The sequence below is a fragment of the Mesorhizobium sp. P160927 genome (assembly GCF_057766385.1).
Window position 1 is genome coordinate 2,566,735 of record NZ_JBYMDW010000001.1, and the last position, 25,089, is coordinate 2,591,823.

23 protein-coding genes and 1 pseudogene are annotated in these 25,089 nt (G+C 64.3%); 11 read left to right on the top strand and 13 right to left on the bottom strand.

Translation table 11 applies throughout. The features are described 5' to 3' along the window. Positions 1-50: 50 nt before the first annotated feature. The 3 genes from AC3CB8_RS12310 to AC3CB8_RS12320 all read right to left on the bottom strand — a co-directional run bounded on the left by AC3CB8_RS12310 (position 51) and on the right by AC3CB8_RS12320 (position 3,828). Positions 51-1,163: a DmpA family aminopeptidase gene (locus tag AC3CB8_RS12310; protein WP_352562854.1), complete on the bottom strand. Its 1,113-nt coding sequence runs from the start codon at positions 1,161-1,163 to the stop codon at positions 51-53. A gap of 4 nt (positions 1,164-1,167) precedes the next feature. Beyond that, positions 1,168-2,799, bottom strand: coding sequence for an exodeoxyribonuclease VII large subunit (xseA, locus tag AC3CB8_RS12315; RefSeq protein WP_352562855.1), 1,632 nt, complete (start codon positions 2,797-2,799; stop codon positions 1,168-1,170). 72 nt (positions 2,800-2,871) lie between these two features. Next, entirely contained in the window at positions 2,872-3,828 is a 957-nt protein-coding gene (locus AC3CB8_RS12320; protein ID WP_023771372.1) for a LysR substrate-binding domain-containing protein, read from the bottom strand. 234 nt (positions 3,829-4,062) lie between these two features. Here AC3CB8_RS12320 and AC3CB8_RS12325 point away from each other — a divergent pair, with 234 nt between their 5' ends. Beyond that, entirely contained in the window at positions 4,063-4,353 is a 291-nt protein-coding gene (locus tag AC3CB8_RS12325) for a DUF1127 domain-containing protein (RefSeq protein ID WP_352562856.1), read from the top strand. Between the two features lie 159 nt (positions 4,354-4,512). Here the strand turns inward: AC3CB8_RS12325 and AC3CB8_RS12330 are convergent, their stop codons facing one another. The 4 genes from AC3CB8_RS12330 to AC3CB8_RS12345 all read right to left on the bottom strand — a co-directional run bounded on the left by AC3CB8_RS12330 (position 4,513) and on the right by AC3CB8_RS12345 (position 8,557). Continuing rightward, positions 4,513-5,535: a DUF937 domain-containing protein gene (locus AC3CB8_RS12330; RefSeq protein ID WP_352562857.1), complete on the bottom strand. Its 1,023-nt coding sequence runs from the start codon at positions 5,533-5,535 to the stop codon at positions 4,513-4,515. Between the two features lie 90 nt (positions 5,536-5,625). Continuing rightward, on the bottom strand, positions 5,626-6,999 hold the full coding sequence (locus AC3CB8_RS12335; RefSeq protein WP_023782445.1) for a glutamate--cysteine ligase: 1,374 nt from the start codon (positions 6,997-6,999) through the stop codon (positions 5,626-5,628). A gap of 144 nt (positions 7,000-7,143) precedes the next feature. Continuing rightward, entirely contained in the window at positions 7,144-7,878 is a 735-nt protein-coding gene (locus AC3CB8_RS12340; RefSeq protein WP_352563025.1) for a 16S rRNA (uracil(1498)-N(3))-methyltransferase, read from the bottom strand. A gap of 31 nt (positions 7,879-7,909) precedes the next feature. Next, positions 7,910-8,557: a hypothetical protein gene (locus AC3CB8_RS12345; protein ID WP_352562858.1), complete on the bottom strand. Its 648-nt coding sequence runs from the start codon at positions 8,555-8,557 to the stop codon at positions 7,910-7,912. Positions 8,558-8,643: 86 nt separating this feature from the next. On the opposite strand from AC3CB8_RS12345, the pseudogene AC3CB8_RS12350 reads away from it, so the two are divergent. Then, a pseudogene (locus AC3CB8_RS12350) lies at positions 8,644-9,343 on the top strand (type 1 glutamine amidotransferase). A gap of 289 nt (positions 9,344-9,632) precedes the next feature. Beyond that, positions 9,633-9,764 carry a hypothetical protein gene (locus AC3CB8_RS12355; protein ID WP_013893872.1) on the top strand — a complete coding sequence of 44 codons (132 nt, stop codon included), beginning with the start codon at positions 9,633-9,635 and terminating at the stop codon, positions 9,762-9,764. 81 nt (positions 9,765-9,845) lie between these two features. Here the strand turns inward: AC3CB8_RS12355 and AC3CB8_RS12360 are convergent, their stop codons facing one another. From AC3CB8_RS12360 to AC3CB8_RS12370, 3 genes are read right to left on the bottom strand one after another with little or no spacing between them, the layout of a single operon-like run. After that, complete coding sequence (locus AC3CB8_RS12360; RefSeq protein ID WP_352562859.1) at positions 9,846-10,619, bottom strand: metallophosphoesterase; 774 nt, start codon at positions 10,617-10,619, stop codon at positions 9,846-9,848. A gap of 34 nt (positions 10,620-10,653) precedes the next feature. Continuing rightward, positions 10,654-11,790 (bottom strand): alpha-hydroxy acid oxidase, encoded by a 1,137-nt coding sequence (locus AC3CB8_RS12365; protein WP_023771364.1) that lies wholly within the window; start codon positions 11,788-11,790, stop codon positions 10,654-10,656. Positions 11,791-11,815: 25 nt separating this feature from the next. Further along, positions 11,816-12,619, bottom strand: a complete 804-nt coding sequence (locus AC3CB8_RS12370) for an FCD domain-containing protein (RefSeq protein ID WP_015316499.1) — start codon at positions 12,617-12,619, stop codon at positions 11,816-11,818. Positions 12,620-12,827: 208 nt separating this feature from the next. On the opposite strand from AC3CB8_RS12370, the gene AC3CB8_RS12375 reads away from it, so the two are divergent. The 4 genes from AC3CB8_RS12375 to glcF all read left to right on the top strand — a co-directional run bounded on the left by AC3CB8_RS12375 (position 12,828) and on the right by glcF (position 18,375). Further along, positions 12,828-14,150: a DUF3422 family protein gene (locus tag AC3CB8_RS12375; RefSeq protein ID WP_023771362.1), complete on the top strand. Its 1,323-nt coding sequence runs from the start codon at positions 12,828-12,830 to the stop codon at positions 14,148-14,150. 156 nt (positions 14,151-14,306) lie between these two features. Further along, positions 14,307-15,803 (top strand): FAD-linked oxidase C-terminal domain-containing protein, encoded by a 1,497-nt coding sequence (locus tag AC3CB8_RS12380; protein WP_352562860.1) that lies wholly within the window; start codon positions 14,307-14,309, stop codon positions 15,801-15,803. A 30-nt stretch (positions 15,804-15,833) separates the two neighbouring features. Next, a complete protein-coding gene (locus AC3CB8_RS12385; RefSeq protein ID WP_023794747.1) occupies positions 15,834-17,039 on the top strand; it encodes an FAD-binding protein in 1,206 nt (401 codons plus the stop codon). 10 nt (positions 17,040-17,049) lie between these two features. After that, a complete protein-coding gene (glcF, locus tag AC3CB8_RS12390; RefSeq protein ID WP_352562861.1) occupies positions 17,050-18,375 on the top strand; it encodes a glycolate oxidase subunit GlcF in 1,326 nt (441 codons plus the stop codon). Positions 18,376-18,383: 8 nt separating this feature from the next. Here glcF and AC3CB8_RS12395 read toward each other — a convergent pair whose 3' ends face one another. Both AC3CB8_RS12395 and AC3CB8_RS12400 read right to left on the bottom strand, forming a co-directional pair. Further along, positions 18,384-19,304: a bifunctional 5,10-methylenetetrahydrofolate dehydrogenase/5,10-methenyltetrahydrofolate cyclohydrolase gene (locus tag AC3CB8_RS12395; protein WP_023771358.1), complete on the bottom strand. Its 921-nt coding sequence runs from the start codon at positions 19,302-19,304 to the stop codon at positions 18,384-18,386. A gap of 290 nt (positions 19,305-19,594) precedes the next feature. Continuing rightward, positions 19,595-20,338: a L,D-transpeptidase gene (locus AC3CB8_RS12400; RefSeq protein ID WP_352562862.1), complete on the bottom strand. Its 744-nt coding sequence runs from the start codon at positions 20,336-20,338 to the stop codon at positions 19,595-19,597. Positions 20,339-20,549: 211 nt separating this feature from the next. Between AC3CB8_RS12400 and AC3CB8_RS12405 the strand changes: the two genes are divergently transcribed. Further along, positions 20,550-21,188, top strand: a complete 639-nt coding sequence (locus tag AC3CB8_RS12405) for a DNA-3-methyladenine glycosylase I (protein ID WP_023771356.1) — start codon at positions 20,550-20,552, stop codon at positions 21,186-21,188. 11 nt (positions 21,189-21,199) lie between these two features. On the opposite strand, the gene AC3CB8_RS12410 is transcribed toward AC3CB8_RS12405, so the two are convergent. After that, positions 21,200-21,451 (bottom strand): hypothetical protein, encoded by a 252-nt coding sequence (locus AC3CB8_RS12410; protein ID WP_023782434.1) that lies wholly within the window; start codon positions 21,449-21,451, stop codon positions 21,200-21,202. Positions 21,452-21,704: 253 nt separating this feature from the next. Between AC3CB8_RS12410 and hisS the strand changes: the two genes are divergently transcribed. The 3 genes from hisS to hisG are packed head-to-tail and all read left to right on the top strand — an operon-like array spanning position 21,705 to position 25,041. After that, positions 21,705-23,228, top strand: a complete 1,524-nt coding sequence (gene hisS / locus AC3CB8_RS12415; protein WP_352595009.1) for a histidine--tRNA ligase — start codon at positions 21,705-21,707, stop codon at positions 23,226-23,228. Continuing rightward, entirely contained in the window at positions 23,225-24,346 is a 1,122-nt protein-coding gene (locus AC3CB8_RS12420; protein WP_352562864.1) for an ATP phosphoribosyltransferase regulatory subunit, read from the top strand. Before hisS ends, AC3CB8_RS12420 begins: the two co-directional genes overlap by 4 nt. Next, entirely contained in the window at positions 24,343-25,041 is a 699-nt protein-coding gene (gene hisG, locus AC3CB8_RS12425) for an ATP phosphoribosyltransferase (RefSeq protein ID WP_352562865.1), read from the top strand. Before AC3CB8_RS12420 ends, hisG begins: the two co-directional genes overlap by 4 nt. Positions 25,042-25,089: the final 48 nt, after the last annotated feature.

Genomic DNA, 25,089 nt, shown 5'->3' on the forward strand with positions numbered 1-25,089 from the left:
TGTTCGAGACGCGCGGGCTTCGGCCCGCGTTTTCGTCTCAGCCATCCCTCTCACCCAAACTTTTCTTCCAGCCACGCCTTTGGCAGCGCCGGCACGAAATTGCCGTCGCGCCCGGTCATGTCGTCATTGGCGATAAGAGCGTTGAGGATCGATTCCTCCACCGTCTGAACCACCGCATCGAAGAACGCGTCGATGTCTGCATCGGGAATGAAATCGGCGCTGGCGATGCGGCCGGACAGCCCCAGCGCCGCGGCGGGGTTGGCCGTCGAGAAGGCGAGGAAGATATCGCCCGAACTGTGATAGCCGAAGCCGCCCGTCAAGGCGACGCCGAGCGGCACACGGCGCGCCAATCGCTTCATTTGATGCGGCAGGAAAGGCGCGTCGGTCGCGATGATCGCGATGATTGAGCCCTTTTCCGCGCGCGACGTGGCTTCGCGGATCGCCGGCTCGGTGAGTTCGGCGCGCAGGCCACGAATGGTGAAATTATGCCGCTTGCCGAAATTCGACTGCACGAAGGCGCCGACCGTGTAGGTTCGCCCTTGCCATGCGGCGATGCGCGAGGCCGTGCCGGACCCTGCCTTGAAGCCGAAGGTGATCATGCCGGTGCCGCCGCCGACGCTGCCTTCCTCGACCGGTCCGCCAGCAGCCCCGTCAAGGGCTTCGGCGACGTGCTCCGATGTTAGATGGTGGCCGTTGATGTCGTTGAGAAACCCGTCATAAGTCTCCGCCGCCACCGGGAGCCCCCAGGCGCTGTCGATCGCGGCCGGCAGCACCCGGTTCATCCAGCGCAGCGTGCCGTCACGCGCAACACCACAGGAATGCGTGTTGGTGATGGTGATCGGGAAGTTGAAGGCGCCGGTTTCCTCGATGATGTGCGAGCCGGTCATCTCGCCATTGCCGTTCTGGCTGAAAACGCCCGCGAAGACCGGCGTGGCCAATTCGGCGCGGGGCCTCGGCAGGATTGCGGTCACGCCGGTGCGTACCGGCCCCTTGCCGACGATAAGCGGACCATCGCCCGTTATCAGCGTCGCATAGCCGACAGAGACGCCGGGCACGTCGGTGATCGCGTTGAACGGCCCGGGTGTTCCGTGGAAGCCGATGGTGAAGCTTCGCGCGCGCGGCTTGCCGGACGGCGTTGCCAGATGGTGCGGATTGTCGATCATGCTCTTAGAACAGGGATCCCTGATTGCCGGGTTCCTTTGCCTTTGCCGACGGTCTGGCCACGGGCTTTGGCCGCGCCGCGCCACTGGTTGCCACCGCATCCGCCGTGCCATCGGCGAACTCCAGCGACAGCGCCATCCCCGACGCCACGTCGGCGGCCTGCTTGATGACCGCGCCGTCGGTATCCTTCACCAGCGCGAAGCCGCGCGCCAGGACGGCCTTGTGCGAAAGCGTCGCCATCAGCCGGTCGGCCTGGACGATGCGGCCGCGCAACCGCTCCAGCCTGACCAGCATCGCCTGGCCGCCGCGTCTCGTCAAAGCCGTCAGAAGGTCCCTCTGCACACGTTGGCGCCGGGCTGTCGGCTCGATGGTGATTCGACCCTGGAGCAAAGCCAATTGCTGCCTGTGCCGCCGCAGCGATGCCTTGGCGCATTTTGGCAACTGATCCGCGGCACGATTGAGCTCCGCGCGCCGGCTTCTGGCCAGAGTGCGCAGCGCCCCTTGCGCCCGCAAAAGGTTACGGTCGTTGGCGCGCCGCGCCTCGGCAATCCGCTGCGACAGCATTGCCGGCGTCAGTTTTACAGCGAAGAATCGCGCCCGCTTGCGCTCGGTGGAAACCATCAGGCCACGACCGAGCCTCGATGTCGCCTCGTCCAGGCGCCGGCGCGGCAGCGCCAGCAATTGGTCGGGCGAGGGCAGCGCACGCGCCGCCGCACGGGTTGCCTGCCGCTTGCGTTCGAAGTTGCGCAAGACGGCGGCCTTGAGCCGCGCGCCGAGGCTGGCCAGCGTCGCTTCGAGGTCAGCCTTCACCGGCACGGCGATTTCGGCCGCGCCCGTCGGTGTCGGCGCCCGCACATCCGCGACAAGGTCGATCAGCGTCCAGTCGGTTTCGTGGCCGACAGCCGAAATCACCGGAATGCCCGAGGCGGCGACCGCGCGGGCGAGTGCCTCGTCGTTGAAGCCCCATAGATCTTCCAGGCTGCCGCCGCCGCGCGCCACGATCAGCAGATCGGGGCGCTGAATGGGGCTGTCCCATGCCAGCGCGTTGAAACCGGTGACGGCATTAGTCACTTCCGCACTCGCCGTGTCACCTTGAACCCGCACGGGCCAGACCAGCACATGCAGCGGAAAGCGGTCCTTGATGCGGTGGATGATGTCGCGGATGACCGAGCCGGTCGGCGAGGTGACCACGCCGATGACGCGTGGCATGAACGGCAGCCGGCGTTTGCGCACCGCATCGAAAAGCCCCTCCGCCTGCAGCCGGCGTTTGCGCTCCTCCAGCAGCGCCATTAGCGCCCCGGCGCCGGCCGGCTCGAGATTGTCGATGACGATCTGGTAGTTGGACTTGCCGGGATAGGTGGTGAGCTTGCCGGTGGCGATCACCTCCATCCCTTCCTCGGGACGGAATTTCAGCCGGCTCATCGTGCCTTTCCAGACCACGGCGTCGAGCCGCGCACGGTCGTCCTTCAGCGCGAAATAAGCATGGCCGGAGGAATGCGGCGCACGATAGCCTGAGATTTCGCCGCGCACCCGCACATTGCCGAAGACGTCCTCGACCGTGCGCTTTAGCGCGCCTGATATTTCGCTCACCGTGTATTCGGTGGCGTTGGTGCGTGATTCGGATGCTGCTTCGCTCATCGGTCGATTGGGGGCCGGTTGGACGCCGACGTCAAGGCGGCCGTGTCAGGCCCGATATTCATGACCCGGTTTTTACCAGCCCGGCAGGATCTGGTTCGGCTTGCTCCGCTTCATCTTGGAAAAGGCGAGCGCCGCGAAATCGAACGTCCCGGTCTCCTCGCCAAGCGGCACGGAGATGTTGTCCAGACTTTCGGAGATGTGGCGGGCAAGCGCATCGACGATCTCCGGCCGCGAGGTCTGGCCGCGCATGATGCCGATGCGGCAGTCGGGCAGGGCGCCGAAGCCGTCGGCCTCGCCCAGAACCCGCATGCCGGGCCTGAGCGCGCATTCCGGCAGCACCGAGATCGCCAGCCCCGAAAGCACGGCGGCGGTGATCACGGTCGCCGAGAAGCTGGTGAACAGGATGCGGTAGTCGCGGTTCTGCAGGTCCAATACGTCGACCGCGGCACGCCGCCAGATGCAGTTTGGCCGGCCGAAGGCCATCGGCAGCGTCTCCTGTTCATGTGTCGCATGGTTGGCCGAGGAGACCCAGAGCAGCGGTTCACGCCGCACCACCTCCGACTGGCCGCGCACATCATTGTGCGTCACCAGCGCCAGATCGAGATTGCCGCGCTTGATGTGCTCGACCAGCCCCGGCGTCGGTTCGCAGATGACGGTCAGTTCGACGCGCGGATTGGAGCGCGTGAACCGTGCCATGATCTCGGGCAGGAAACGGTCCGCATAATCGTCAGGCGTGCCGATGCGGATCGTGCCTTCGAGCCGTTGGTCGTCGAAGGCGGCGAGCGTTTCGCGGTTGAGATAGAGCAGCCGCCTTGCGTAGGAGAGCAGTTTGTCGCCTTCCTCCGTCAGCCTGTTCGAGCGCCCCTCCTTCTCGAACAACGGCTTGCCGATCCGCTCTTCCAGACGGCGCATCTGCATCGACACCGCCGACTGGGTGCGGTGCACTTCTTCCGCCGCGCGGGTGAAGCTGCCGGTATCGGCAATCGAGATGAAGGTCTGCAATTGATCGAGATCGAGCGGCGCTTTCATCGGTTCAATCCATCACTGCTGTTGATACTAAAGATTAGAAACATTCGTTGGATTAATCAATCGGTCGATGGCAAATTGGCATTGTCCAAATGAAAGCCATGCATGTAGCCCAAAAGTGGACACCGGTTTTGGGACGACGACATGCATCTCTAAAATTGTATTTGAGACCGGAACGGTCGCTGTCGCCAGCGCCGATCGTCGGGTTTCGTCCGTTCGAGTCTGAAGGAGACCGACATGACCACGATCGATTTCGCCACCGAGACCTCGCGCATCACCTCGCGTCCGGCCGTTGCAACGCGCGTGGCAAACATTGTCTCCAATGCCTACAGCGCCTGGAAAAACCGCCGCGCCTTCTACCGCCTTGGCGAGATGTCGGACGCAGAACTCGCCGATATCGGCCTGACGCGCGCCGACCTGCATGTTGCAATCGACGTGCCGTTTGGCCGTGACCCGACAGCAATCCTGCGTGAGATCGCCAGCGATCGCGTGGAAACGATCGAGGAAATCGCCCGCAAGGTGGCCTGATTGGTTCAGCTTCGGTTCCGTTGAATCCTTTCACGGTGCAGCGCGACCAAGGTTCTGCAGGCTCCCCACTCCCTGCCGGTTCCCCGCCGGCCTGCCTGCACGCTGCCCGGTCCTCCCAAGGACCGGGCTTTTCCTTTAGGTTTGCCGAAGGCCGGGCGACTACCGCCGGTCCATGTCCCGCTTGAACTGGTCGAAGATCGTTTCCACGCCCTTCTGGTATTCGTCGCGCTGCTGGGCCCCGGTCTGGAACATCTTGCCGAAAATGTCGTCGAACGGGTTCCTTGGCCGTCCGCTCGGATTGGCTTGGGGCTGTGGTGCCTGGCGCTGCTGCGGCTGCGCTTGAGGTTCCGGCGCCGGCTGCCCGCCGGGCATCCCGAGGCCGCCGCCACCGCCTTGCCGCAGCATCTCCTCGAAGATTTTCCCCAGCGGGTTGTCGCCGTAGGGGCTCTGTGTCGGCTGGGGCTCGGGCCGACTTTGTGGTTGCTGCGGCGCGCCGCCACCGAACATGTCCTGCAGCACCTTCCCGAGCGGATTGTCGCCATAGGGGTTGGGTGCCGGCCGCGGCTGGCTTTGCGGCCGCGGCGAGCCGCCGCCGAACATGTCCTGCAAGACCTTGCCGAACGGGTTGTCCATGGGGTTGTGGGGCGCCGGGCGCTGTTGCGGCGCCGGTGCCTGCATGCCGCCTTGCCGCATCATCTGCTCGATTATTTCGCCCAGTGGATTGTTGCCGACGCCACCAAGGCCAGCCGCTGCCTGCATCTGGTTTGTCGTCTGCTTGAACAGTCCGCCCATCACCATCGAGGCGATCGCGGGCAGCATCTGCTGAAGGATCTGCTGGCTGACGCCGCTCGCCTGCGCCGCCTGGCTGGCCACGGCGCGCGACAGGTCTTTCGAACCGAACAGATGTCCCAGAATGCCGTTGCCCTCATCGACGCCTTGCGGCGAGAAGGCGCGCGTGGCGTCCTCGAAATACTTGGCGTGCTGGCCGCTTGCCATCGCCGTCATGAAAGCGCCGAGCCCATAGGGATCGGCGGTGTTGCGTTGCAACCCTTGTGAAAAAGCTGGCAGCAGTGCGGCGACCGCCGCCTGCGTCTGCTGCAGCGAAAGCCCGTATTGCTGGGCAAGCGCCTGCATGCCGTTGCCGTTCTGGGCCTGCGCCAGCATGTCGAACAAGGTAGGCATAGGCTTCTCCTCCGGGAAATCCTCGAACGAGAGCCTAATTCGTTTCAACGCCCGATTGAAGCTACTTTTGCCGCCGGCCATGGCTCGCGGTTAATAGGCATACTCCATGAACACCGGCTCTATCGAGCCGCCCCAGCGCGTGTGGTAGGCCGACAGCATCTCCTCCGCACTGGTGGTGCCGCGCGCCACGACCTCGTCGAGCGTGTTGAGGAACGAGGTTTCGTCGTAGCCGTCACGGTTCTTCTTGCCGCGGTTCTTCAACCCCGTGCGCGAAATGGCCATGACGTCGCGGGCGACCTCGCGCAACGTCGTGTTGCGGAAGGGTGCGGCAATGCCGAGCTCCGGCACGGCGTTGCGCATGGCCAGCACTTCCTTGTAGGTCCAGCTCGACGTCAACGCCTCGGCCGCGTCGAGTGCCGCCTCGTCGTAGAGCAGCCCGACCCAAAAGGCCGGCAGCGCGCAGATGCGCCGCCAGGGACCGCCATCGGCGCCGCGCATTTCAAGGAAACGCTTGAGCCGCACGTCCGGGAACAGCGTCGACAGATGGTTCGCCCAGTCGCCCATCGTCGGCAGCCCGTCCGGCACTTCATTGCGCGCGGCCCCGGCCATGAACTGGCGGAAGGTGATATGCGTCATGTCGTGATAACGGCCATCGCGAATGACGAAATACATCGGCACGTCGAGTGCCCATTCGACATAGTCGGCGAAACCAAAATCGGGCGAGAAGCAGAATTCGAGCAGGCCCGAGCGCTGGTTGTCGGTGTCGCGCCAGATGTCGCCGCGCCAGCTCTGCAGCCCGTTCGGCCGGCTGTCGGTGAAGGGCGAGTTGGCGAACAGTGCGGTCGACAGCGGCTGCAGCTTCAGCGATACCTGCATCTTGCGGCGCATGTCGGCCTCGCTCTCGAAGTCGAGGTTCACCTGGATCGTGCAGGTGCGGTACATCATGTCGAGGCCCTTTGTGCCGACCTTGGGCATGTAGCGCGTCATGATCTCATAGCGCGACTTCGGCATTTTCGGTGTCTCGGCCAGCGACCATTTCGGGCTCCCGCCAAGGCCGAGGAAGCGGATGCCCATCGGCTCGGCGATCTCGCGCACCTGCGCCAGATGAGCGTTGCCCTCGCGGCAGGTCTGGTGGATCGTCTCCAAGGGCGCGCCGGAAAGCTCGAACTGGCCGCCGGGCTCGAGCGAAATTGCCCCCTGGCCCGTTGGTTCGACCAAGCCGATGATGCGGCCGTCATCCATGATCGGATCCCAGCCAAGCTTGGTCTGCATGCCTTCAAGGATGGCGCGGATGCCGCGCTCACCACCATAGGGGACCGGTGCGTTGCCATCGACATAGAAGGGGAATTTCTCGTGCTCGGTGCCGATGCGCCATTTTTCGCGCGGCTTGTTGCCTTCGGCCAGGTGTTCGACAAGCTCGTCTATGCCTTCGATGGGCCGGAAATCGGTTGTGTCGCGCGCCATTCTCAAGCCCTCAAAGGCGGTTGGACCACCGCCGGCGCTAAATGGACGAAATGTCAGTAGCCGATCAAGCGAAAAATCCTGAGCCACAGGTCAAGAGGAATTGAAGGCCACGCCCTGCAAGCACCTCTTGCAAGAGACAGAGCACTACCAGTCGCCAATTGTTGCCTGCATAACCGCTAGCGCTGCCACGGCCGCCGTGTCGGCACGCAGGATACGCGGCCCGAGCGGAATGGCGGTCACGAAGGGGAGCGCGCGCAGCATCTTACGCTCCTCGTCGGAAAAGCCGCCCTCGGGCCCGACCAGTAGGGCGAGCTTCTTCTCCTTCACCGTCTGCAAGGCAGGCAGTGGGTTGTTGGTCGAGGCGTCCTCGTCGCAGAAGATCAACCGGCGTTCCTTGTCCCAGCCGGTCAGCAGGCGCTCGAATTTTTCCGCCTCGCGAACGTCCGGCACCGCGAGGATGCCGCATTGTTCGGCGGCCTCGACGACATTGGCGCGCAGGCGATCGATCGACGGCTTGGCCACCTGGGTATGCTGGGTGATGACCGGCTGCAGGACGCCGGCGCCCATCTCGACCGCCTTCTGCACGAGATAATCCAGCCGGCCCTGCTTCAGCGGTGCGAAGCAATAGATCAGGTCAGGCAAAGGCGGCTGCGGCCTTTGCAGCCCCAGTACTTTCAGCCGCACCGACCGCTTCGATTTCGCTGATATCGCGGCCGACCACTCGCCGTCGCGGCCGTTGAAGACAAGGATCTCGGCGCCTTCGGCGAGCCGCAGCACATGCAGGAGATAATGGCTCTGCTGCTGGCCGGGTTCGACCTCGATGTCCGGTCCGAGGTCGTCGGGCACGAACAGACGTTGCATCTTGTAGTTGGCGCGCATGGCCGAGGAATGGGCGAGGCGGCCGCCGGCGTCAAGCCTTGGCGGAAGGATGCCACAAAGGCTGAAAACCACGACGCAGGATGGCAACCGTCGTTTCCGGGGTCAACAGCACCAGCGTCTCGTCCTTGAACCGATCCAGGCTGGTTGGCGGGCCGTATCCGGCAAAAGACCATGGCAACGCCTTGCCCTGGGACAAGGCGTAGGTCCCGCCGCCGGTTGCGATCATCGCGCCGTCGGGTAGGCGGGCAAGCGCGCCCATCGCGACGGCAGGCCGTTTGCCGCCCGACGCGAACCGCTCCTTGTGCAGCCGTTGGTCCACCTGCGGCGCGTGCGGCTCGGCAATGACGAAGGCTTGGCCGAAACGGCTGACAAAATCCCTGGCTCGTTCGCGCTGGCAAAAGAAGCAGGGACGATGCCCGGCGGCGAGCGCCGTCACCTCGTCGAGGAAGAACAATTCGGTCCAGCCGGCCTTGCCGCCGGCCCGGTTGCGGCCCATCGGCTCGCGCCGCACATTGCGGAATTGGCACATGCAGATGATCCAGGCCTGAAGCGCCCAGCGCTTTTTCAGGAGCGTCTTTGTCTCGGGGTCGTGGATGATGCCGCGATTGCCAGTGAACAGGCCGCGCTCCGGCACGGCATGAATGGCGCCGAACGGATCGACCCGGTTCTGCAGTGGCATGGTTTTCTCCTGGGACACGCATCTTGGCTGCAATACTGGCGACATGATATCGCTGGTTCCTCGTTTTCATGTCAGCAGGGTGTGCCATGCGGGTGCTGGTGGTCCAGAACTTCGACAATACCGGTCTTGGCCAGGTTGGCGCGGCGCTCGCGGAAGTGGGTGCCGATCTCGACGTGCGCCTTCCCTACAAGGGTGACGCGCTGCCAGGGGACGCAACCGGCCATGATGCCATGGTGGTGCTCGGCGGTGGCCAGAATGCGCTGGACGACGAAGAATATCCCTATTTCCCGGCGCTGTTGGAACTGACCCGCGATTTTGCCGGCAAGGACCGCGCGGTGCTCGGCATCTGTCTCGGCGGTCAACTCGTCGCCCCGTGCTTTTGGCGGCGTGAACCGCATCGGCGGTGCCAATGAATTCGGCTGGCGCGGCGTGTCGTTGACCCCGGACGCCAAGGCCGACCCGGTGCTGTCTGCACTGCCGGAAACGTTTCCGATCTTCCAGTGGCATGACGATACATTCGAGCTGCCGGATGACGCCGTGCGGCTCGCCGGCAACGATGTCGCCGAAAACCAGGCGTTTCGGGTCGGCCGCGCCGTTTACGGCTTCCAGTTCCATTTCGAGGCCGACCGACCGCTGGTGAAGGACTGGAGTTCCTCCTTCGCGCCGACCATTGCCGCGCTCCATCCCGACTGGGCCGGCGAGCTCGAGAGCGAAATGGCCCGCAACGGCCCTGACGCCGATGCTGCCGGCCTCGCCATCGCCCGTGCCTGGGTGGCGACGATCTAAGCATTCGCTTCCGCGTCCTACCGCGTGACATAATTGGCACGGGGGCCGGAATCCGTCTGGGGAAAACCCTTTCATCCTTGGCTTGTGTCCGCACGCTATCCTAGAAGGCGCGCGCTATATCGGCTGTGCAACGGGGATGAACCTTTTGTGTGACCCGTGCGACACACCATCGATACAGAACACGCCTAGAAGCGCGAAATCGTCGAAACTTTGAAGCGATTTTTCCGTTTCAACGCATTGGTAACCGCCTCGTGCACAGATGCAGAAAGCTCAACAAGAGATGACCTCCGTGAAAGCAGCTCTTCTGTCCTTTGCCATGCTGTCCGCCATCGTGCTTTGCGGCCTTGGCATCTATGCCGCCGATGCAGCCAACAACCACAATGCGGTCGACGGCTACGGCGTCACCGCCTCCCTACGCTAAAGCCCAGGCATCCCTCGCGCCAGGATCCCTCGCGCCAGTATTCCTCGCGCCAGGATCGCTCGCGCTCTGGGGCGCCGGGTCTCAAGGTTCCTTTATCGACATTTCGAGGATGCGTTTGTGCGGGCCGTCCACGACGAGCGCGGTAAGCATGCCTGACTGCCAGGCAAGCGTGTCGACATTGACGCGGTTGGCCATCACTTCCGCCTCGGGAACCGGCGTGTGGCCATGCACCACGATCTTCGGAAGGAGAGCGGTGTGATCGTGGAAGACGTCACGGATCCAGATCAGGTCCTGCGGATTCTGTTTCTCCAACGCAATGCCTGGCCTTATGCCGGCATGGCAGAAGAAGAAGTCGCCTGACGTCACCGAGAACGGCAGCGACCGCAAGAAGTCGATATGGCTTCGCGGCACGGCCGCGAGCAGGGCTTGATGGCCCTTGCGCGTGGCTGACTCGGCCTTGCCGAACCAAATGCCGCTGCCGTTGTTGATCGTCACCCCATAGGATTGCGCGGTCTGGATGCCGCCAAAACGGATGAAGAGCCCTTCGGGGTCGGGTGTCTGGAGAAAGTCGAGAAAACCAATGTCGTGATTGCCGGCCAGCATCAGGTTTCGCTGATCGCGTTGGCGTGCCTCGATCAGGAAGTCGATGACGCCCTTGGAGTCCGGTCCTCGGTCGACATAGTCGCCGAGATGGATGATGCGCCAGTCCGCGACTAGGTCCCTGGCGATCTCGGCCTCGATCTGTCCGTGCATGGCGGCCAGCAGGTCGAGCCGGCCATGCACGTCGCCGATCGCGTAGAGACGCACGCCGTCCGGCCCGCGTGCGTCGAGGAAATGGATGCCGGGTTCCGCCAAGGTTCTGGTCTCTCCGCGATCAGATGTCACGGACTTAGCGCCGAAGCTGATCCCTGCCCATGTCGGTGACCAGACGCTTTCCGCACAGCGCCAGCGTAATGTCCATCTCCTTGCGGATGATTTCCAGCGCCTTGGTAACCCCTTCCTTGCCGAGCGCGCCCAGGCCGTAAAGAAATGGCCGGCCGATATAGGTGCCCTTGGCGCCCAGGCAGAGTGCTTTCAACACATCCTGGCCGGAGCGGATGCCGCCGTCCATATGCACTTCTATTCTGTCGCCGACCGCATCGGCGATCTCTTCCAGCGCCATGATGGAGGACGATGCACCGTCGAGCTGGCGCCCGCCATGATTGGAAACGATGATGGCATCGGCGCCGGTGTTGGCCGCCAGCAGCGCGTCCTCCTTGTCGAGGATGCCCTTGAGGATCAGTTTGCCACCCCAGCGCTCCTTGATCCAGGCGACGTCCTTCCACGACAGGTGCGGATCGAACTGCTCGGTCGTCCAGGACGACAACGAAGCCACGTCGCCGACGCCCTTGGCATGGCCGACGATGTTGCGGAAGGTACGGCGCTTCGTGCCAGCCATGCCCATCCACCAGCCAGGCCGCACAGCGATGTTGGCGATGTTGGCGAGCGTCATCTTGGGCGGCGCCGAAAGCCCGTTGCGGACATCCTTGTGGCGCTGGCCGAGGACCTGCAGGTCGAGCGTCAGCACCAGCGCCGAGCACTTCGCCGCCTTCGCCCGGTCGATCAAATTGAGGACGAAGTCCTTGTCGCGCAGCACATAGAGCTGGAACCAGAACGGTTTCTTCGTCACCGAGGCGACATCCTCGATCGAGCAGATGCTCATTGTCGAAAGCGTGAACGGCACGCCGAATTCCTCTGCCGCCTGCGCTGCCAGCATCTCGCCGTCGGCGTGCTGCATGCCGGTCAGGCCTGTCGGCGCCAGCGCCACCGGCATCGACACTTTCTGGCCGATCATGGTCGATTCCAGCGAGCGGTTGCTCATGTCGACCAGCACGCGCTGGCGGAATTTGATCTTCTGGAAATCTTCCTCGTTTGCCCGGTAGGTGCTCTCGGTCCAGGCGCCGGAGTCGGCATAGTCGAAGAACATCTTGGGCACGCGACGGCGCGCGAGATCCTTGAGGTCTGCGATGGTCAGAATGTCGCTCATGATGGTCCCCGCTTGATCGAATTGATTAGGAGCGGCTGCGCGCTGGTTCGCTGCCGCCGGTTTCCGAGCGCTGCCTTAGCCTCAGCCGCGACACGCGTTGCCAGTCGCCGCTGCGCTCGGCTTCCGCCATCGAGCGCTCGACATAGGTCATGTGGTCCATCGCCGCCTGGCGGGCGGCGGCCGGATCACCAGCCCTGACCGCGGTGTGAATCGCCCGGTGCTGCGCCAGCAGCGCCTCTCGCGCGCCCGGCACGGTAAACACCAGCAGCCGGTTCTGGAACACGCCTTCCGATAAGAGGCGGTAGCAGGAGCGCAGCGTGTGCAAGAGCAGGATGTTGTGCGCGCATTCGCAGATCGCATGGTGGAATTCTACGTCGATTTCTGCCTCGTCGTCGAAGTCGCCGGTGCGATGCGCCTCATCCATGCGCGCCATGATGCGGTCGAGCAGGGCAAGGTCTTCGGGTGTGGCGCGCCGCGCGGCGTATTCGGCGGCTATGCCCTCGACCTCGCGGCGATACTCCAAATAGTCCGTCACCGCCTTGCGATGCGTCGAGATCAGATCCGCCACGGGCTTGGTAAACAACTGGCCGATAATGTCGGCGACATGCGTGCCGCCGCCGGCCTTGGTCGTCAGCAACCCACGTCCTTCGAGCGCCTTCAGCGCATCGCGCAGGATGGGCCGCGATACATCGAACTGGCGCGCCAGTTCGCGCTCGCCCGGCAGCCGGTCGCCGGTGCGCAGCACGCCTTCGAGGATGAGGCTTTCGATCTGCTGCACGACTTCGTCGGCGGTGCGCGAATGCTCGATCCTGGAGAAAATATCGCTCAAAGGCAGCGCCTGGGGAACGGAATGAATGTCGCGCAGATTAAAGCGTCTGTCGCCAACTGGTCAAATTATTTATCCAATTCGTCTGGTTCGGTCGATTTTCGCATCGCGCCGGCATATCGCCTCGCGCTAAACTTTGCTGTTTACGTGCCTTGTCGATTGCCGCAAGACGGCACCATTGCACGAAGGGTCGAAACCAGGGGGACCAGACGTGTCGGACGAGACGTCCAATCTTGAATTCCAGCCGCGCAGCCAAGGCAGCGTCCTGGGCTTTCCGGCGCATGAAGGCCGGCCCGGCGCGCTCGGCGAGGTTCATGCCCGTCCGCATCCGCTCGTCGAGAAGCCGCGCGTCCTCGTCCAACTCTCCTTCATGACCGAGGGAGGCTCCGCGGTCGACCATGCCGTGCTTTCGGAACTGTCGCGCCGCCTCGGCATCGCGGCCCCCGAGCGTCATGCCCGCCACCACGCCATGAAATGGGGCAAGGGCACGCTGCGCTGGGAGCGGCATACGGAGTTCTCGACCTATCTCTGGGAAGGGCCGCTGGCCGAGAATGGCCGGGGGCAAGAGGATTCGCCGTTCGGCAATGGCTTTTCGCCGCCGGGAACCGTCATCTCGGGCATCCGGCTCGAGATCCGCAAGTGGACGCAGGCGAACGAGAGGCTGATCGCCGGCTTCGACCCGACCAGCCTCTGTCACTCGCTCGTCGAGCGCGGCAGCGCGGCTATTGTCACCGACTTCCGCCAAGACGGCGATGGCATGACCCGCATGCTGGTCCTCGATCGGGGTCTGACCCCGGCCAGCACCGGCGCGCTGTCGCAGCGGCTGATCGACATCGAGACCTACCGCACGCTTGCCATGCTCGGTTTGCCGCTGGCGCTCACCTTGTCCAGCCGCGCCCGCCGCATCGAGGACCGCTTGGCACAGACGACCCTGGAAATGAAGGTGGCCGAGACCCGCGACAGCCAGACGCTGCTCGCCGACCTGACGGAGCTTGCCGCCGAACTGGAGGCTGATGCCGCTTCCAGCCTTTACCGCTTCGGCGCCAGTCGCGCCTATGACGGCATCGTTACTGAAAGGCTCGAGGCACTGGATGAGGAGCCAGTGCAGGGCTACGACACCTGGGCGGGCTTTCTGCTGCGGCGCATGGCGCCAGCCATGCGCACCTGCCGCTCGGTCGAGGAGCGCCAGGCCAACCTGTCGCGAAAGCTGACCCGTGCCACCACGCTGTTGCGCACCTGGGTCGATGTCGAGGTCGAGAAGCAGAACCGCGACCTGCTCGCCTCGATGAACAACCGCGCCCGGCTGCAACTGCGCCTGCAGCAGACCGTCGAAGGGCTCTCGGTCGCCGCCGTCTCCTACTATGTGGTGGGCCTCATCGGCTATGTCGCCAAGGGCGCGTCGGTCTTTGGCCACGCCTTCGCGCCGGAGGTCGTTACCGCCGCATCGGTGCCGGTCGCCATCCTGCTCGTCTGGTGGGGCGTGCGCAGGGTCCGACAGATGCATTCCGAGCCGGCGAAGCATCCGGCCGAATAGACCGCGCCAAGCTTCGAAGCGCGATAGATGTGCAGCGGCAGATTGCCGCTGCGGAAGCCTTGCTTGCATCCGCCCCCGGATGCCATCAAAGCAAGGTTTGCAACAAATGTCGCTAGCTGGTAAATCATTTTTACCAGTTGAGTGGAGGAAGCGCCGATGTCCGGCCTTGCCATGCCCAAGCCAAACGCCGAGACTCTGCGCCGGCGAAGCGAAATCGTCGCCGACATGCGCATCATTGTGCCGGGCGAGGGCGTGGTCGACGCGGCCAATGAAATGCGGGCCTTCGAAAGTGATGGCCTGACCGCCTACCGGCAAGTGCCGCTGGTGGTGGTCCTGCCCGAGACGGTGGCGCAGGTTTCCCGTCTGCTGAGATACTGCAACGACCGCAACATCCGCGTCGTGCCGCGGGGATCCGGCACCTCGCTGTCGGGCGGCGCGCTGCCGCTGGAAGACGCGGTTCTGCTCGTCATGAGCCGGTTCAACCGCATCCTCGAGATCGATTTTCCCAACCGCATGGTCGTCGCCCAGCCCGGCGTCACCAATCTCGGCATCACGTCAGCCGTCGAGCAGGAGGGCTTTTACTACGCCCCCGATCCATCCTCCCAGATCGCCTGCTCGATCGGCGGCAACGTCGCGGAGAATTCCGGCGGCGTGCACTGCCTGAAATACGGCCTCACCGCCAACAATGTGCTTGGCATCGAGATGGTGCTGATGAGCGGCGAGGTGGTGCGGCTCGGCGGCGGCCACCTCGATGCGGAAGGCTATGACCTGCTCGGCGTCATGACCGGTTCGGAAGGTCTGCTGGGCGTCGTCACCGAGGTCACCGTGCGCATCCTGAAACAGCCGGAGACGGCGCGGGCGCTGCTGATCGGCTTTCCGACCAGCGAGCAGGGCGGCCAGTGCGTCGCCGACATCATCGGCGCCGGCATCATTCCGGGCGGCATGGAAATGATGGACCGGCCGGCGATCCATGCCGCGGAGGATTTCGTCCATGCCGGTTATCCCCTCGATGTCGAGGCGCTGCTGATCGTCGAACTCGACGGGCCGGGCGTCGAGGTCGATCATCTCATTACGGCGGTCGAGGCGATCGCCATTCGCAACGGCTCGACCACCTGCCGCATCTCGCAGTCCGAGCAGGAGCGGCTGAGTTTTTGGGCCGGCCGCAAGGCGGCCTTCCCCGCCGTTGGCCGCATCTCGCCCGATTACTACTGCATGGACGGCACGATCCCACGCAAGGAGTTGCCGCGCGTGCTGGCCGGCATGCGCCAGCTGTCGCAAAAATATGGGCTCGGAGTCGCCAATGTCTTTCACGCCGGCGACGGCAATCTGCATCCCCTGATTCTTTATGACGCCAACGTGCCTGGTGAACTCGACAAAGCCGAAAGCTTTGGCGCTGACATTCTGAGGCTTTGTGTCAAGGTCGGTGGCGTGCTCACCGGCGAACATGGCGTCGGGGTCGAGAAGCGCGACCTGATGCCGGAAATGTTCACCCAGGTCGATCTCGACCAGCAAATGCGCGTCAAGTGCGCCTTCGATCCCAACCATCTGCTCAATCCCGGAAAGGTGTTCCCGCAACTGCGCCGCTGCGCCGAACTGGGGCGCATGCATGTGCATCGCGGGCTGGTGGCGTTTCCCGACATTCCGAGGTTTTGAGCTGATTGGGCCTCGGAACCAGGTGCGACTATGACCATCTTCACCCCCGCCACCTCAGCCGAAGTCCTCTCCACCGTTGCCTGGGCGGCGGCGGAGGAGACGTCGCTCGAAATTCTCGGCCACGGCTCCAAGCGCGGCATCGGCCATCCGTTGCAGACCGAGCACACGCTCGACCTGTCGAAACTCTCGGGCGTGACCCTCTATGAACCCGCGGAATTGGTGCTGTCGGCCAAGTCAGGCACGCCGCTGGCCGAGATCGAAAGGCTGCTGGTTGAAAACGGCCAGCAACTCGCCTTCGAGCCGATGGACTACGGCCCGCTGCTCGGCGGCGAGCCGGGCAAAGGTACCATCGGCGGCGTGCTCGGCGCCAACCTGTCCGGTCCGCGCCGGCTGAAGGCGGGCGCCGCGCGCGATCATATCCTTGGCATCAATGTCGTCTCCGGCCGGGGCGAGACCTTCAAATCGGGCGGCCGCGTGGTCAAGAATGTCACCGGCTACGACATGTCGAAGCTGATGGCCAACAGCTGGGGCACGCTATCCGTCTTTACCGACGTCACTTTCAAGGTGCTGCCTGCGGCCGAGACCGAAGTCACGCTCGCTGTCCGTGGCCTGCTCGATGATGCAGCCTGCGCCGCCATGGCCTTGGCCCTTGGTTCCAGCGCGGAAGTGTCGAGCGCTGCCCATCTGCCGGAGCGCATCGCCGCCCGCGTTGCCGGCGGGATGCTCGGCAGTGAAGCCGCCACGCTGCTGCGCGTCGAGGGCTTTGGCCCCTCCGTTGCCTATCGCATCACCGCGCTGAAGACCCTGCTCGGCAAGGCCGGGCCGCTGGAGGAAATTTCCGGTGAGACCTCCAAGGCAATCTGGCGCGACGTGCGCGATATCAGGCCCTTCGTTGATGGCAGCGAGAAGCCGGTCTGGCGGGTCTCGATGACGCCCGCCCGCGGGCACCTGATGGTTCTGACTCTACGCATGCAGGCCGCCGTCAGTGCCTTCTACGACTGGCAGGGCGGGTTGGTGTGGCTGCGCATGGAGGAGGGTGATCCCGAAGCCACCCTGCTTCGCGGACTGTTGCGGGAACATGGCGGCGGCCACGCGACGTTGGTGCGCGCCGCCCCCGCCCATCGTTCCGCCCTGCCGGTGTTCGAGCCGCAGGCGCCGGCGCTTGCAGCGCTCAGCCATCGCCTGAAACAGGAATTCGACCCGAAGAACATCCTCAATCCCGGCCGCATGGCCTAGGACATCAGAGATGCAGACCAATTTTTCGCCCGCCCAGCTTGCCGACCCTGACGTCGCCGAGTCCGAAAAGATCCTGCGCAAATGCGTGCATTGCGGTTTCTGCACCGCCACCTGCCCAACTTACGTAACGCTTGGCAACGAGCTCGATTCACCGCGCGGGCGCATCTACCTGATCAAGGACATGCTGGAAAACGGCCGTCCCGCCGACAAGGAAATCGTCACCCATATCGACCGCTGCCTGTCCTGCCTGGCCTGCATGACCACCTGTCCTTCGGGCGTGAACTACATGCATCTGGTCGACCATGCGCGGGCCCATATCCAGGAAACTTACAAGCGGCCGCTGCTCGACCGGCTGACCCGCGCCATGCTGGCCTTCGTGCTGCCTTATCCCCAGCGCTTCCGCGCCGCGCTCAAGCTTGCGAGGCTGGGCAAGCCGTTTATCGGCCTGTTCGAAAAAGCCCCGGCGTTGAAGCCGCTCGCCGCGATGCTCAAGCTCGCGCCTGCATCGATCCCCGCGGCCTCGCCGATGGCCTTGCCGGGTGTCCATGCCGGGCCGGGGGCGAAAAAGGGCCGCGTCGCCATCCTGACCGGCTGCGCGCAATCGGTGCTCGACCCCGCCATCAACGACACCACCATCTCGCTGCTGACACGGCTCGGTGTCGAGGTTGTGGTGCCGCCGGGCGAGGGCTGCTGCGGCGCGCTGGTCCATCACATGGGGCGGGAGGAAGCCGCCCTTGCCTCGGCTAGGCGGAATGTCGATGCCTGGACGCGTTCCATTGAGCGGGGCGGGCTCGACGCCATCGTCATCACCGCATCGGGCTGCGGCACGATGATCAAGGACTACGGCTTCATGCTGCGGCTCGATCCTGCCTATGCCGACAAGGCCGCGCGCGTGTCGGCGCTGGCCAAGGACATCACCGAATATCTGGCAAGTCTCGAGCTCCCTGAACCGGTGCGCAAGCCGGGCACGGTGGTCGCGTATCACTCGGCCTGCTCGATGCAGCACGGCCAGAAGATCACCCGCGAGCCGAAGGAGCTGCTCGCCAAGGCCGGTTTCATTGTGCGCGAGCCGCGCGAGGGCCATCTCTGCTGCGGCTCGGCCGGCACCTACAATATCCTGCAATCCGAGATTTCGGCTAGGCTGCGCGATCGTAAGGTGAAAAATATCGAGGCGACTGGCGCTTCGATCGTCGCCACCGGCAATATCGGCTGCATCACGCAGATCGCATCCGCCGCCAGCATGCCGGTGGTGCACACGATCAAACTGCTCGACTGGGCCTATGGCGGGCCGAGGCCGGATGGCATTTTGGATGAGAGTCTGGTCGCGGCGGAGTAGGCCGGGCGCTACTCCGCAGCTAGCCTGTCCGCCACACCGTATGTCGCCTGATAGAGCGCGCGCTGGCGGCTGAGCGCGACCATGGTATTTCGCAGCAGGATCGCCACCGTCAGCGGACCGACGCCTCCCGGCACCGGCGTGATCCACGAGGCCACTTCCTTGACGCTGTCGGTGTCGACGTCGCCGACGATGCGGCTCGTGCCGTCCGGTCCGATCTCCGAATTGATGCCGATGTCGATGACGGCGGCACCTGGCTTGACCATATCGGCCTTGATCAGCCGCGGCTTGCCGACAGCGACGAACAGCGCGTCCGCGCGCCGCGCATGGGCGGCGACCGACCGTGTCATATGATGGCAGACCGTCACCGTCGCGCCCTCGCTCATCAGCAGGAAGGCGATCGGCTTGCCGACGATTTCCGAATGGCCGACGATGACCACTTCCAGCCCCTTGAGATTGAGGCCGGTTTCCTTGAGCAGTTCGACCGAGGCGGCCGCCGTGCAAGGCGCTAGATCGAGCTGGTTGTAGACGATGTTGCCGATCGAGGCCGGATGCATGCCCTCGACGTCCTTCAGCGGATGCACGGCCGCCTGCAGCATCTTGATCGGGATATGCGCGGGAACCGGCCGCTGGATGATGATGCCGGTGACACGCGGATCGGCATTCAGCCCATGGATGGCTGCTTCGAGTTCACCTGAGGTGATTGTGGCGGGAAAGCGCCGTTCCTCGAAATCGATGCCGGCAAGTTGAGCCTTGGCACGCTGGTTGCGCACATAGACATCGACGGCATCGGTATCGCCGACGGTGATCGAGATCAGTTTGGGCGGAAAGCCCTCGGCCTTGGCAATGGTCGCGTCCTCGCGCACGGCGGCGATGATGCGCTGGGCAACCGGGCCGCCCCTGAGATAACGGCTGTCGTCGGACAGGGACATGGGTCGAAACCTTTGGTGGGGAAATTGTGCACTGCAATAGCAGAGCATGGCCCGGAAATCAGCCCTGAAAACGAAACACCGTGCCTCCGGGGCGACCTGTCGCACCGTGAAACGAAAAGGGCAGCCCGGTTACCCGTGCTGCCCTCTCGTGACTGGCCGTATCCCCACACGGCCCGTCCCCCGCTAAGTCGTTGCCAGTCTAAGCACGTCTTGCAAAACTGCGCTATGGCTTGAGGGCAACAGTGCGCCAAAACCTGCTCAGCACTGCTTAACCGGCTGATTCGATGCCACTATATCACCTCGACGGTGGTTCCGACATTGACCCGCTCGTAAAGGTCGACCACGTCCTCGTTGCGCATCCGGATGCAACCCGATGATACAGCGCCGCCGATCGTCCAGGGCTGGTTGGTGCCATGGATTCGGTACTCGGTCGTGCCGAGATAGAGCGCGCGCGCGCCGAGCGGGTTTTCCATGCCGCCGGCCAGATAGGTCGGCAGGTAGCGGCCCTTGGCCGCTTCGCGCTTGATCATCTCGGCCGGCGGACGCCAGTCCGGCCAGACGCGCTTGTTGGTGATCTTGTGCGTGCCCGACCATTCGAAGCCGGGCTTGCCGGTGCCGACGCCGTAGCGCCGCGCCTTGCCGTTTTTCTCGACTAGGTAGAGGAAATTCTGCGTGGTATCGATGACGATGGTGCCCGGCTTCTGGGCGCCGTCATAGGCGACTTCCTGCGGCAGGTAGACGGGGTTGATCTGCCGGCGCATGAGCATGCGTTTGGCCGGCGCCTGCACGGCGGCCGTCTGTACGCTGTCGGGCTGTGCCGGCTGCAGGGTGCGTTGGCGCGGCTGCTGCACGGCCTGTCGGTTCTGCCGCACGATTCCCGGTGCATGGCCGAGCTGCAGCACCCAAGGCGCGGAAAGGTCGGGGCTCACCATCACCGGTGGCCTGTCGGCATAACGGTCATTGGCGGTTGAGGGCGTGACGCCGGCGGCAAACACAGCCACGGCGCCGAGCAAGGGAAACAGAATTCTCTTCATCGGGAAGGCACCTTGATCGTCTAATACGCCGGGCAAGAACACTCCCGGCTTGCGCGATCATTGGCGGCGAGCAGCAACCGAAACATGAATCGGAATGCGTAAAATGCCGTTCTGCCAGTAAACTCTTTGGTGTGGTTACCGCCCGGTTCAGGAATCTGGTAAAGCCACGGTAAAGACAGCGCGCAAGCGCGTTAACGGATGGACTTCTTGGATGAGCAATGAAAACACCGGCCTGCTTGCCGGTCCTGACGGTGTCGTCCGGTGCTTCTGGCATGGCAATCTGCCCGATTACCTGCATTATCATGACCATGAATGGGGCCGGCCAGTGGCCGACGACCGCAGGCTGTTCGAGAAGATCTGCTTGGAAGGGTTTCAGTCGGGTCTGTCGTGGCTGACCATTTTGCGGAAGCGGGAGAATTTTCGCGAGGCCTTCGCTGGCTTCGACTTCGACAAGGTCGCCGCCTTCAACGAACGGGATGTCGAGCGCCTGCTCGGCAACGCCGGCATTATCCGCCATCGCGGCAAGATCGTCTCGACCATCAACAACGCCAAACGCGCCCGCGAGATGGTGGATGAGTTCGGCTCGCTGGCCGCCTGGTTCTGGAAGTTCGAACCCGGCAAGGAGGAGCGGCCCAAGAACGTCGACCTCGCCCATCTGCGCGCCAACCCGACCACCGCGGTCTCGGTGCGCATATCGAAGGAGCTGAAGAAGCGCGGCTGGAGCTTCGTTGGCCCGACCACGGTCTACGCCTTCATGCAGGCGATGGGCCTCGTCAACGATCACCTCGAAGGCTGCGTCTGCCGCAAGGGGGTCGAGAAGGAACGGAAGGCTTTCCAGCGGCCGAAATAGCCGCGGACAGCTCAGGTGCCGTTGGCGCTGGCGAGGAACAGCCCGGCGACGATTGCCGCCACCGTGGCGACCGTCGGATAGATCACCAGCAGACCGGTCACCAAGGTGTCGCGCAGGGAAGGCTCGTTGCTGGTGCCTGGCGGCACATCGAACGGCCCGGCTGCCTGGCCATCTATCTTCGGTGCATGGGTGCCCGCCGGGCGCAGGCGCGTCGGCACCTCGCCGGCCTCGCTGTGGGCATCAAATTCCGTTGCGCTGGTCATGTCCCGAACCCCTTCGTTTCGGTGCGCTATATCGGCCGCGATTGTGTCGGCACGATGCCGCGCTCGTGGCCGCATTGTTTCATTTGTGGTGCGGTTTTGTTTCAAAGGGGTTCGACTGTTGCCGCGCTCGTCGGAGATGGCGCCGGGTGCCGACCCTTGCTGCTCCGGGCCTCTTCGGTTAGGACACGCCCGTTGCGAAAATCGCAACATCGTTGACCTCTAGACACTCCACGAAAACACCGAGCGAAATCCCATGGCCGACAAATCGGAAAAGACGAAAGCGCGGCTGCCGCGCGGGTTTGCCGACCGTAGCGCCGAGGATATCCGCGCCGTCGAGAAGATGATGGCGACGATCCGCTCGGTTTATGAGCTCTATGGCTTCGAACCGGCCGACCAGCCGCTGATCGAATATACCGATGCGTTGGGCAAATTCCTGCCCGATCAGGACCGGCCGAACGAAGGCGTATTCTCTTTCCAGGACGACGACGACCAATGGCTGTCGCTGCGCTACGACCTGACCGCGCCGACCGCGCGCTTCGTCGCCGAGAATTTCGAACGCCTGCCAAAACCCTACCGCAGCTACCGTTCCGGCTGGGTGTTCCGCAACGAAAAGCCCGGGCCCGGCCGCTTCCGCCAGTTCATGCAGTTCGACGCCGACACGATCGGTACGCCGGGCGTCGCGGCCGACGCCGAGATGGCGATGATGATGGCCGACGTGATGGAAGCGCTCGGCATCAAGCGCGGCGACTACGTCATCCGCGTCAACAACCGCAAGGTGCTGGACGGTGTGCTCGAGGCGATCGGTCTTGGCGGCAAGGAAAATGCCGGACGAAGGCTGACGGTGCTGCGCGCCATCGACAAGCTCGACAAGCTCGGTCCGGACGGCGTCCGGCTTCTGCTTGGCCCTGGGCGTTGGGACGGCGGCAAGGAAGGCGAGGGCGACTTCGCCAAGGGCGCCGGGCTGAATGACACCCAAGCGCAGGCTGTTCTTATGGCGACAGCGCGAAATGTGCAGGCGGGCCAGGATGCCAGCGTCAGCGGGAACGCGGTCTACCAGGAGGGCGTTGGCGAACTCGCGACCATCGAAGCGCTGGTCAGGGCTGCCGGATATGCCGAGGACCGCATCGCCATGGATCGTTCAGTCGTGCGCGGCCTCGAATATTATACCGGCCCAGTCTTCGAGGCCGAGCTTCTGGCCGAAATCCCCAACGAGGACGGCCAGATCGTGCGGTTCGGCTCGGTCGGCGGCGGCGGCCGCTATGACGGTCTGGTCTCGCGCTTCCGTGGCGAACCGGTGCCGGCGACCGGTTTTTCCATCGGCGTCAGCAGGCTGATGACGGCGCTGAAAAATCTCGGCAAGCTCGACAGCGCCGACGTGATCGCGCCGGTTGTCGTGCTGGTCATGGACAAGGACACCGAAAGCCTCGGCCGCTACCAGAAGATGGTTGGCGAATTGCGCGCCGCCGGCATTCGCTCCGAAATGTATCTCGGAGGCGCCGGCATGAAGGCGCAGCTCAAATATGCCGACCGGCGCGGTTGTCCCGTCGCCGTCATTCAGGGCGGCGACGAGCGGGCCAAGGGCGAATTGCAGATCAAGGACCTGATCGAAGGTGCGCGCATGTCGGCGGAGATCACCGATAATGCGGAATGGCGTGCCTCGCGCCCGGCGCAGGTGACGGTGGCGGAAGGCGAACTGGTCGCCGAGGTGAAGAGGATTTTGGCTGCGCAGGCTGCCGATCGTGTGAAGGGTGGCACGTCGCGCCCATCCAGTCCATGACCACCCGCTACCCCGCAATATCAGCCGACATCATCACCCTCTTCGCCGCGCGCGACACGCATGCGGTGGAAGTCGCGGTGCTGCAGCCGGCCGATCCCTTCCTCGACATGGCCGGCGAGGATCTGCGCCGCCGCATTTTCCTGACCGAAAGCGAAACCGGGCAGACGCTCTGCCTGCGGCCCGAATTCACCATCCCCGTCTGCCTCGACCACATAGCCAGCCAAGCCGGCACGCCGCGCCGCTATTCCTATCTGGGCGAGGTGTTTCGCCAGCGCCGCGAGGGCGGCAATGAGTTCTTCCAGGCGGGCATCGAGGATCTCGGCGACCGCGACACGGCCGAAGCCGATGCCCGCTCGGTCGCCGACGCCCATGCGTTGCTGTCGCTGGCGCTGCCTGGCCAGTCGCTGGCGGTCACGCTTGGCGACCAGGCTATTTTCGAGGCCGTGCTGGCGGCGCTCGGCCTGCCGCGCGGCTGGCGCATGCGGCTGGCCCGCGCCTTCGGCTCGGCGCCTATGCTGAAGGCAGCACTCGCCGACCTCGCCAACCCGCCGCGCAACAGCCAGCTCTCCGGGCCGGTCGCGGCGTTTGTCCTCGATGGCGATCTGGAGCGTCTTTCCCAGCATATTGCCGGCGGCATGGAGGAAGCCGGCTTGTCGGAATCGGCCGGGCGCGCGCCGTCGGATATCGCGCGGCGGCTGATCGAGAAGGCCGAGTTGCGCAGCGTGCGGCTGTCGAACGAGGCTTTCGCGGCGCTGAAAGGTTTTCTGGCGATCGACGTGCCGCTCGATGGCGCGGCCCAGGTGTTGGAAACCTTCGCGGCCGGCGCCGGACTTTCGCTGGGTGCGGCGCTGGAAAAATTCTCGGCCCGCGCCAAGGCGATGGAGGCGCATGGCTTGCCTTCCGAAAAAATCCGCTACGACGCCGCTTTCGGCCGTCCGCTCGACTACTACACCGGTGTCGTCTTCGAAATCGCGGCCGCCAACGGCGAGCGCGCCCTGGCCGGTGGCGGGCGCTACGACCGGTTGCTGACGCTGCTCGGCGCCAAGACCGCGATCCCCGGCGTCGGCTTTTCGGTGTGGCTCGACCGCATCGAGGCGTTGCGGGGGGTGGCATCATGATCACGCTCGCCGTTCCCTCGAAGGGTAGGCTCAAGGAGCAGGCGCTGGAGGTGTTGGCCAAGGCCGGCCTCGCCGTCAGCCTGCCCGGCGACGAGCGTAAGTATCACGCCCGCGTCGAGGGCCTGGACAATGTCGAAGTGCTCTTCCTGTCGGCCTCCGAAATATCGGGCGAAATAGGCCAGGGCGCGGTCGATCTCGGCATCACCGGCGAGGACCTGGTGCGGGAAAGTCTCGCCGACTGGGAAGCGCGGGCCGAGATCGTCGCCCGCCTCGGCTTCGGCCATGCCGATGTCGTGGTCGCGGTGCCCGAGATCTGGCTCGATGTCGACACCATGGCCGATCTCGACGATGTCGCCGCCGACTTCCGGCAGCGCCATGGCCGCAGGCTGCGGATTGCGACCAAATATTGGCGGCTGACGCAGCAGTTCTTCTCCCAAAAGCACGGTATTCAGGTCTATCGCATCGTCGAGAGCCTCGGCGCCACGGAGGGCGCGCCGGCGGCCGGCCTTGCCGACGTCATAGTCGACATCACCAGCACGGGCTCGACGCTGCGCGCCAACCATCTCAAGGTGCTGGGCGATGGCGTGGTCCTGAAATCGCAGGCCTGTCTGGTCGCGTCAAGGAAGATACGTGCAGCTGCCGACGACGCCGTTTTGCGCGACATCGTCGCGAAAATGGCGGCAGCGGTCGCATAGCGATCCTCAGGGAAGGGGCTCCAGGACCATCGATGGGATTTCCAGCAT

Excerpts from the sequence above, each read along its gene's own strand:
- AC3CB8_RS12310 (WP_352562854.1), bottom strand. The coding sequence starts at position 1,163 with ATGATCGACAATCCGCACCATCTGGCAACGCCGTCCGGCAAGCCGCGC.
- xseA (WP_352562855.1), bottom strand. The coding sequence starts at position 2,799 with ATGAGCGAAGCAGCATCCGAATCACGCACCAACGCCACCGAATACACG.
- AC3CB8_RS12345 (WP_352562858.1), bottom strand. The coding sequence starts at position 8,557 with ATGCCACTGCAGAACCGGGTCGATCCGTTCGGCGCCATTCATGCCGTG.
- hisS (WP_352595009.1), top strand. The coding sequence starts at position 21,705 with ATGGCCGACAAATCGGAAAAGACGAAAGCGCGGCTGCCGCGCGGGTTT.
- AC3CB8_RS12385 (WP_023794747.1), top strand. The coding sequence starts at position 15,834 with ATGACCATCTTCACCCCCGCCACCTCAGCCGAAGTCCTCTCCACCGTT.
- AC3CB8_RS12320 (WP_023771372.1), bottom strand. The coding sequence starts at position 3,828 with ATGAAAGCGCCGCTCGATCTCGATCAATTGCAGACCTTCATCTCGATT.
- hisG (WP_352562865.1), top strand. The coding sequence starts at position 24,343 with ATGATCACGCTCGCCGTTCCCTCGAAGGGTAGGCTCAAGGAGCAGGCG.
- AC3CB8_RS12410 (WP_023782434.1), bottom strand. The coding sequence starts at position 21,451 with ATGACCAGCGCAACGGAATTTGATGCCCACAGCGAGGCCGGCGAGGTG.
- AC3CB8_RS12335 (WP_023782445.1), bottom strand. The coding sequence starts at position 6,999 with ATGGCGCGCGACACAACCGATTTCCGGCCCATCGAAGGCATAGACGAG.
- AC3CB8_RS12420 (WP_352562864.1), top strand. The coding sequence starts at position 23,225 with ATGACCACCCGCTACCCCGCAATATCAGCCGACATCATCACCCTCTTC.
- AC3CB8_RS12400 (WP_352562862.1), bottom strand. The coding sequence starts at position 20,338 with ATGAAGAGAATTCTGTTTCCCTTGCTCGGCGCCGTGGCTGTGTTTGCC.
- AC3CB8_RS12330 (WP_352562857.1), bottom strand. The coding sequence starts at position 5,535 with ATGCCTACCTTGTTCGACATGCTGGCGCAGGCCCAGAACGGCAACGGC.
- AC3CB8_RS12365 (WP_023771364.1), bottom strand. The coding sequence starts at position 11,790 with ATGAGCGACATTCTGACCATCGCAGACCTCAAGGATCTCGCGCGCCGT.
- AC3CB8_RS12325 (WP_352562856.1), top strand. The coding sequence starts at position 4,063 with ATGACCACGATCGATTTCGCCACCGAGACCTCGCGCATCACCTCGCGT.
- AC3CB8_RS12395 (WP_023771358.1), bottom strand. The coding sequence starts at position 19,304 with ATGTCCCTGTCCGACGACAGCCGTTATCTCAGGGGCGGCCCGGTTGCC.
- AC3CB8_RS12380 (WP_352562860.1), top strand. The coding sequence starts at position 14,307 with ATGTCCGGCCTTGCCATGCCCAAGCCAAACGCCGAGACTCTGCGCCGG.
- AC3CB8_RS12405 (WP_023771356.1), top strand. The coding sequence starts at position 20,550 with ATGAGCAATGAAAACACCGGCCTGCTTGCCGGTCCTGACGGTGTCGTC.
- AC3CB8_RS12340 (WP_352563025.1), bottom strand. The coding sequence starts at position 7,878 with ATGCGCGCCAACTACAAGATGCAACGTCTGTTCGTGCCCGACGACCTC.
- glcF (WP_352562861.1), top strand. The coding sequence starts at position 17,050 with ATGCAGACCAATTTTTCGCCCGCCCAGCTTGCCGACCCTGACGTCGCC.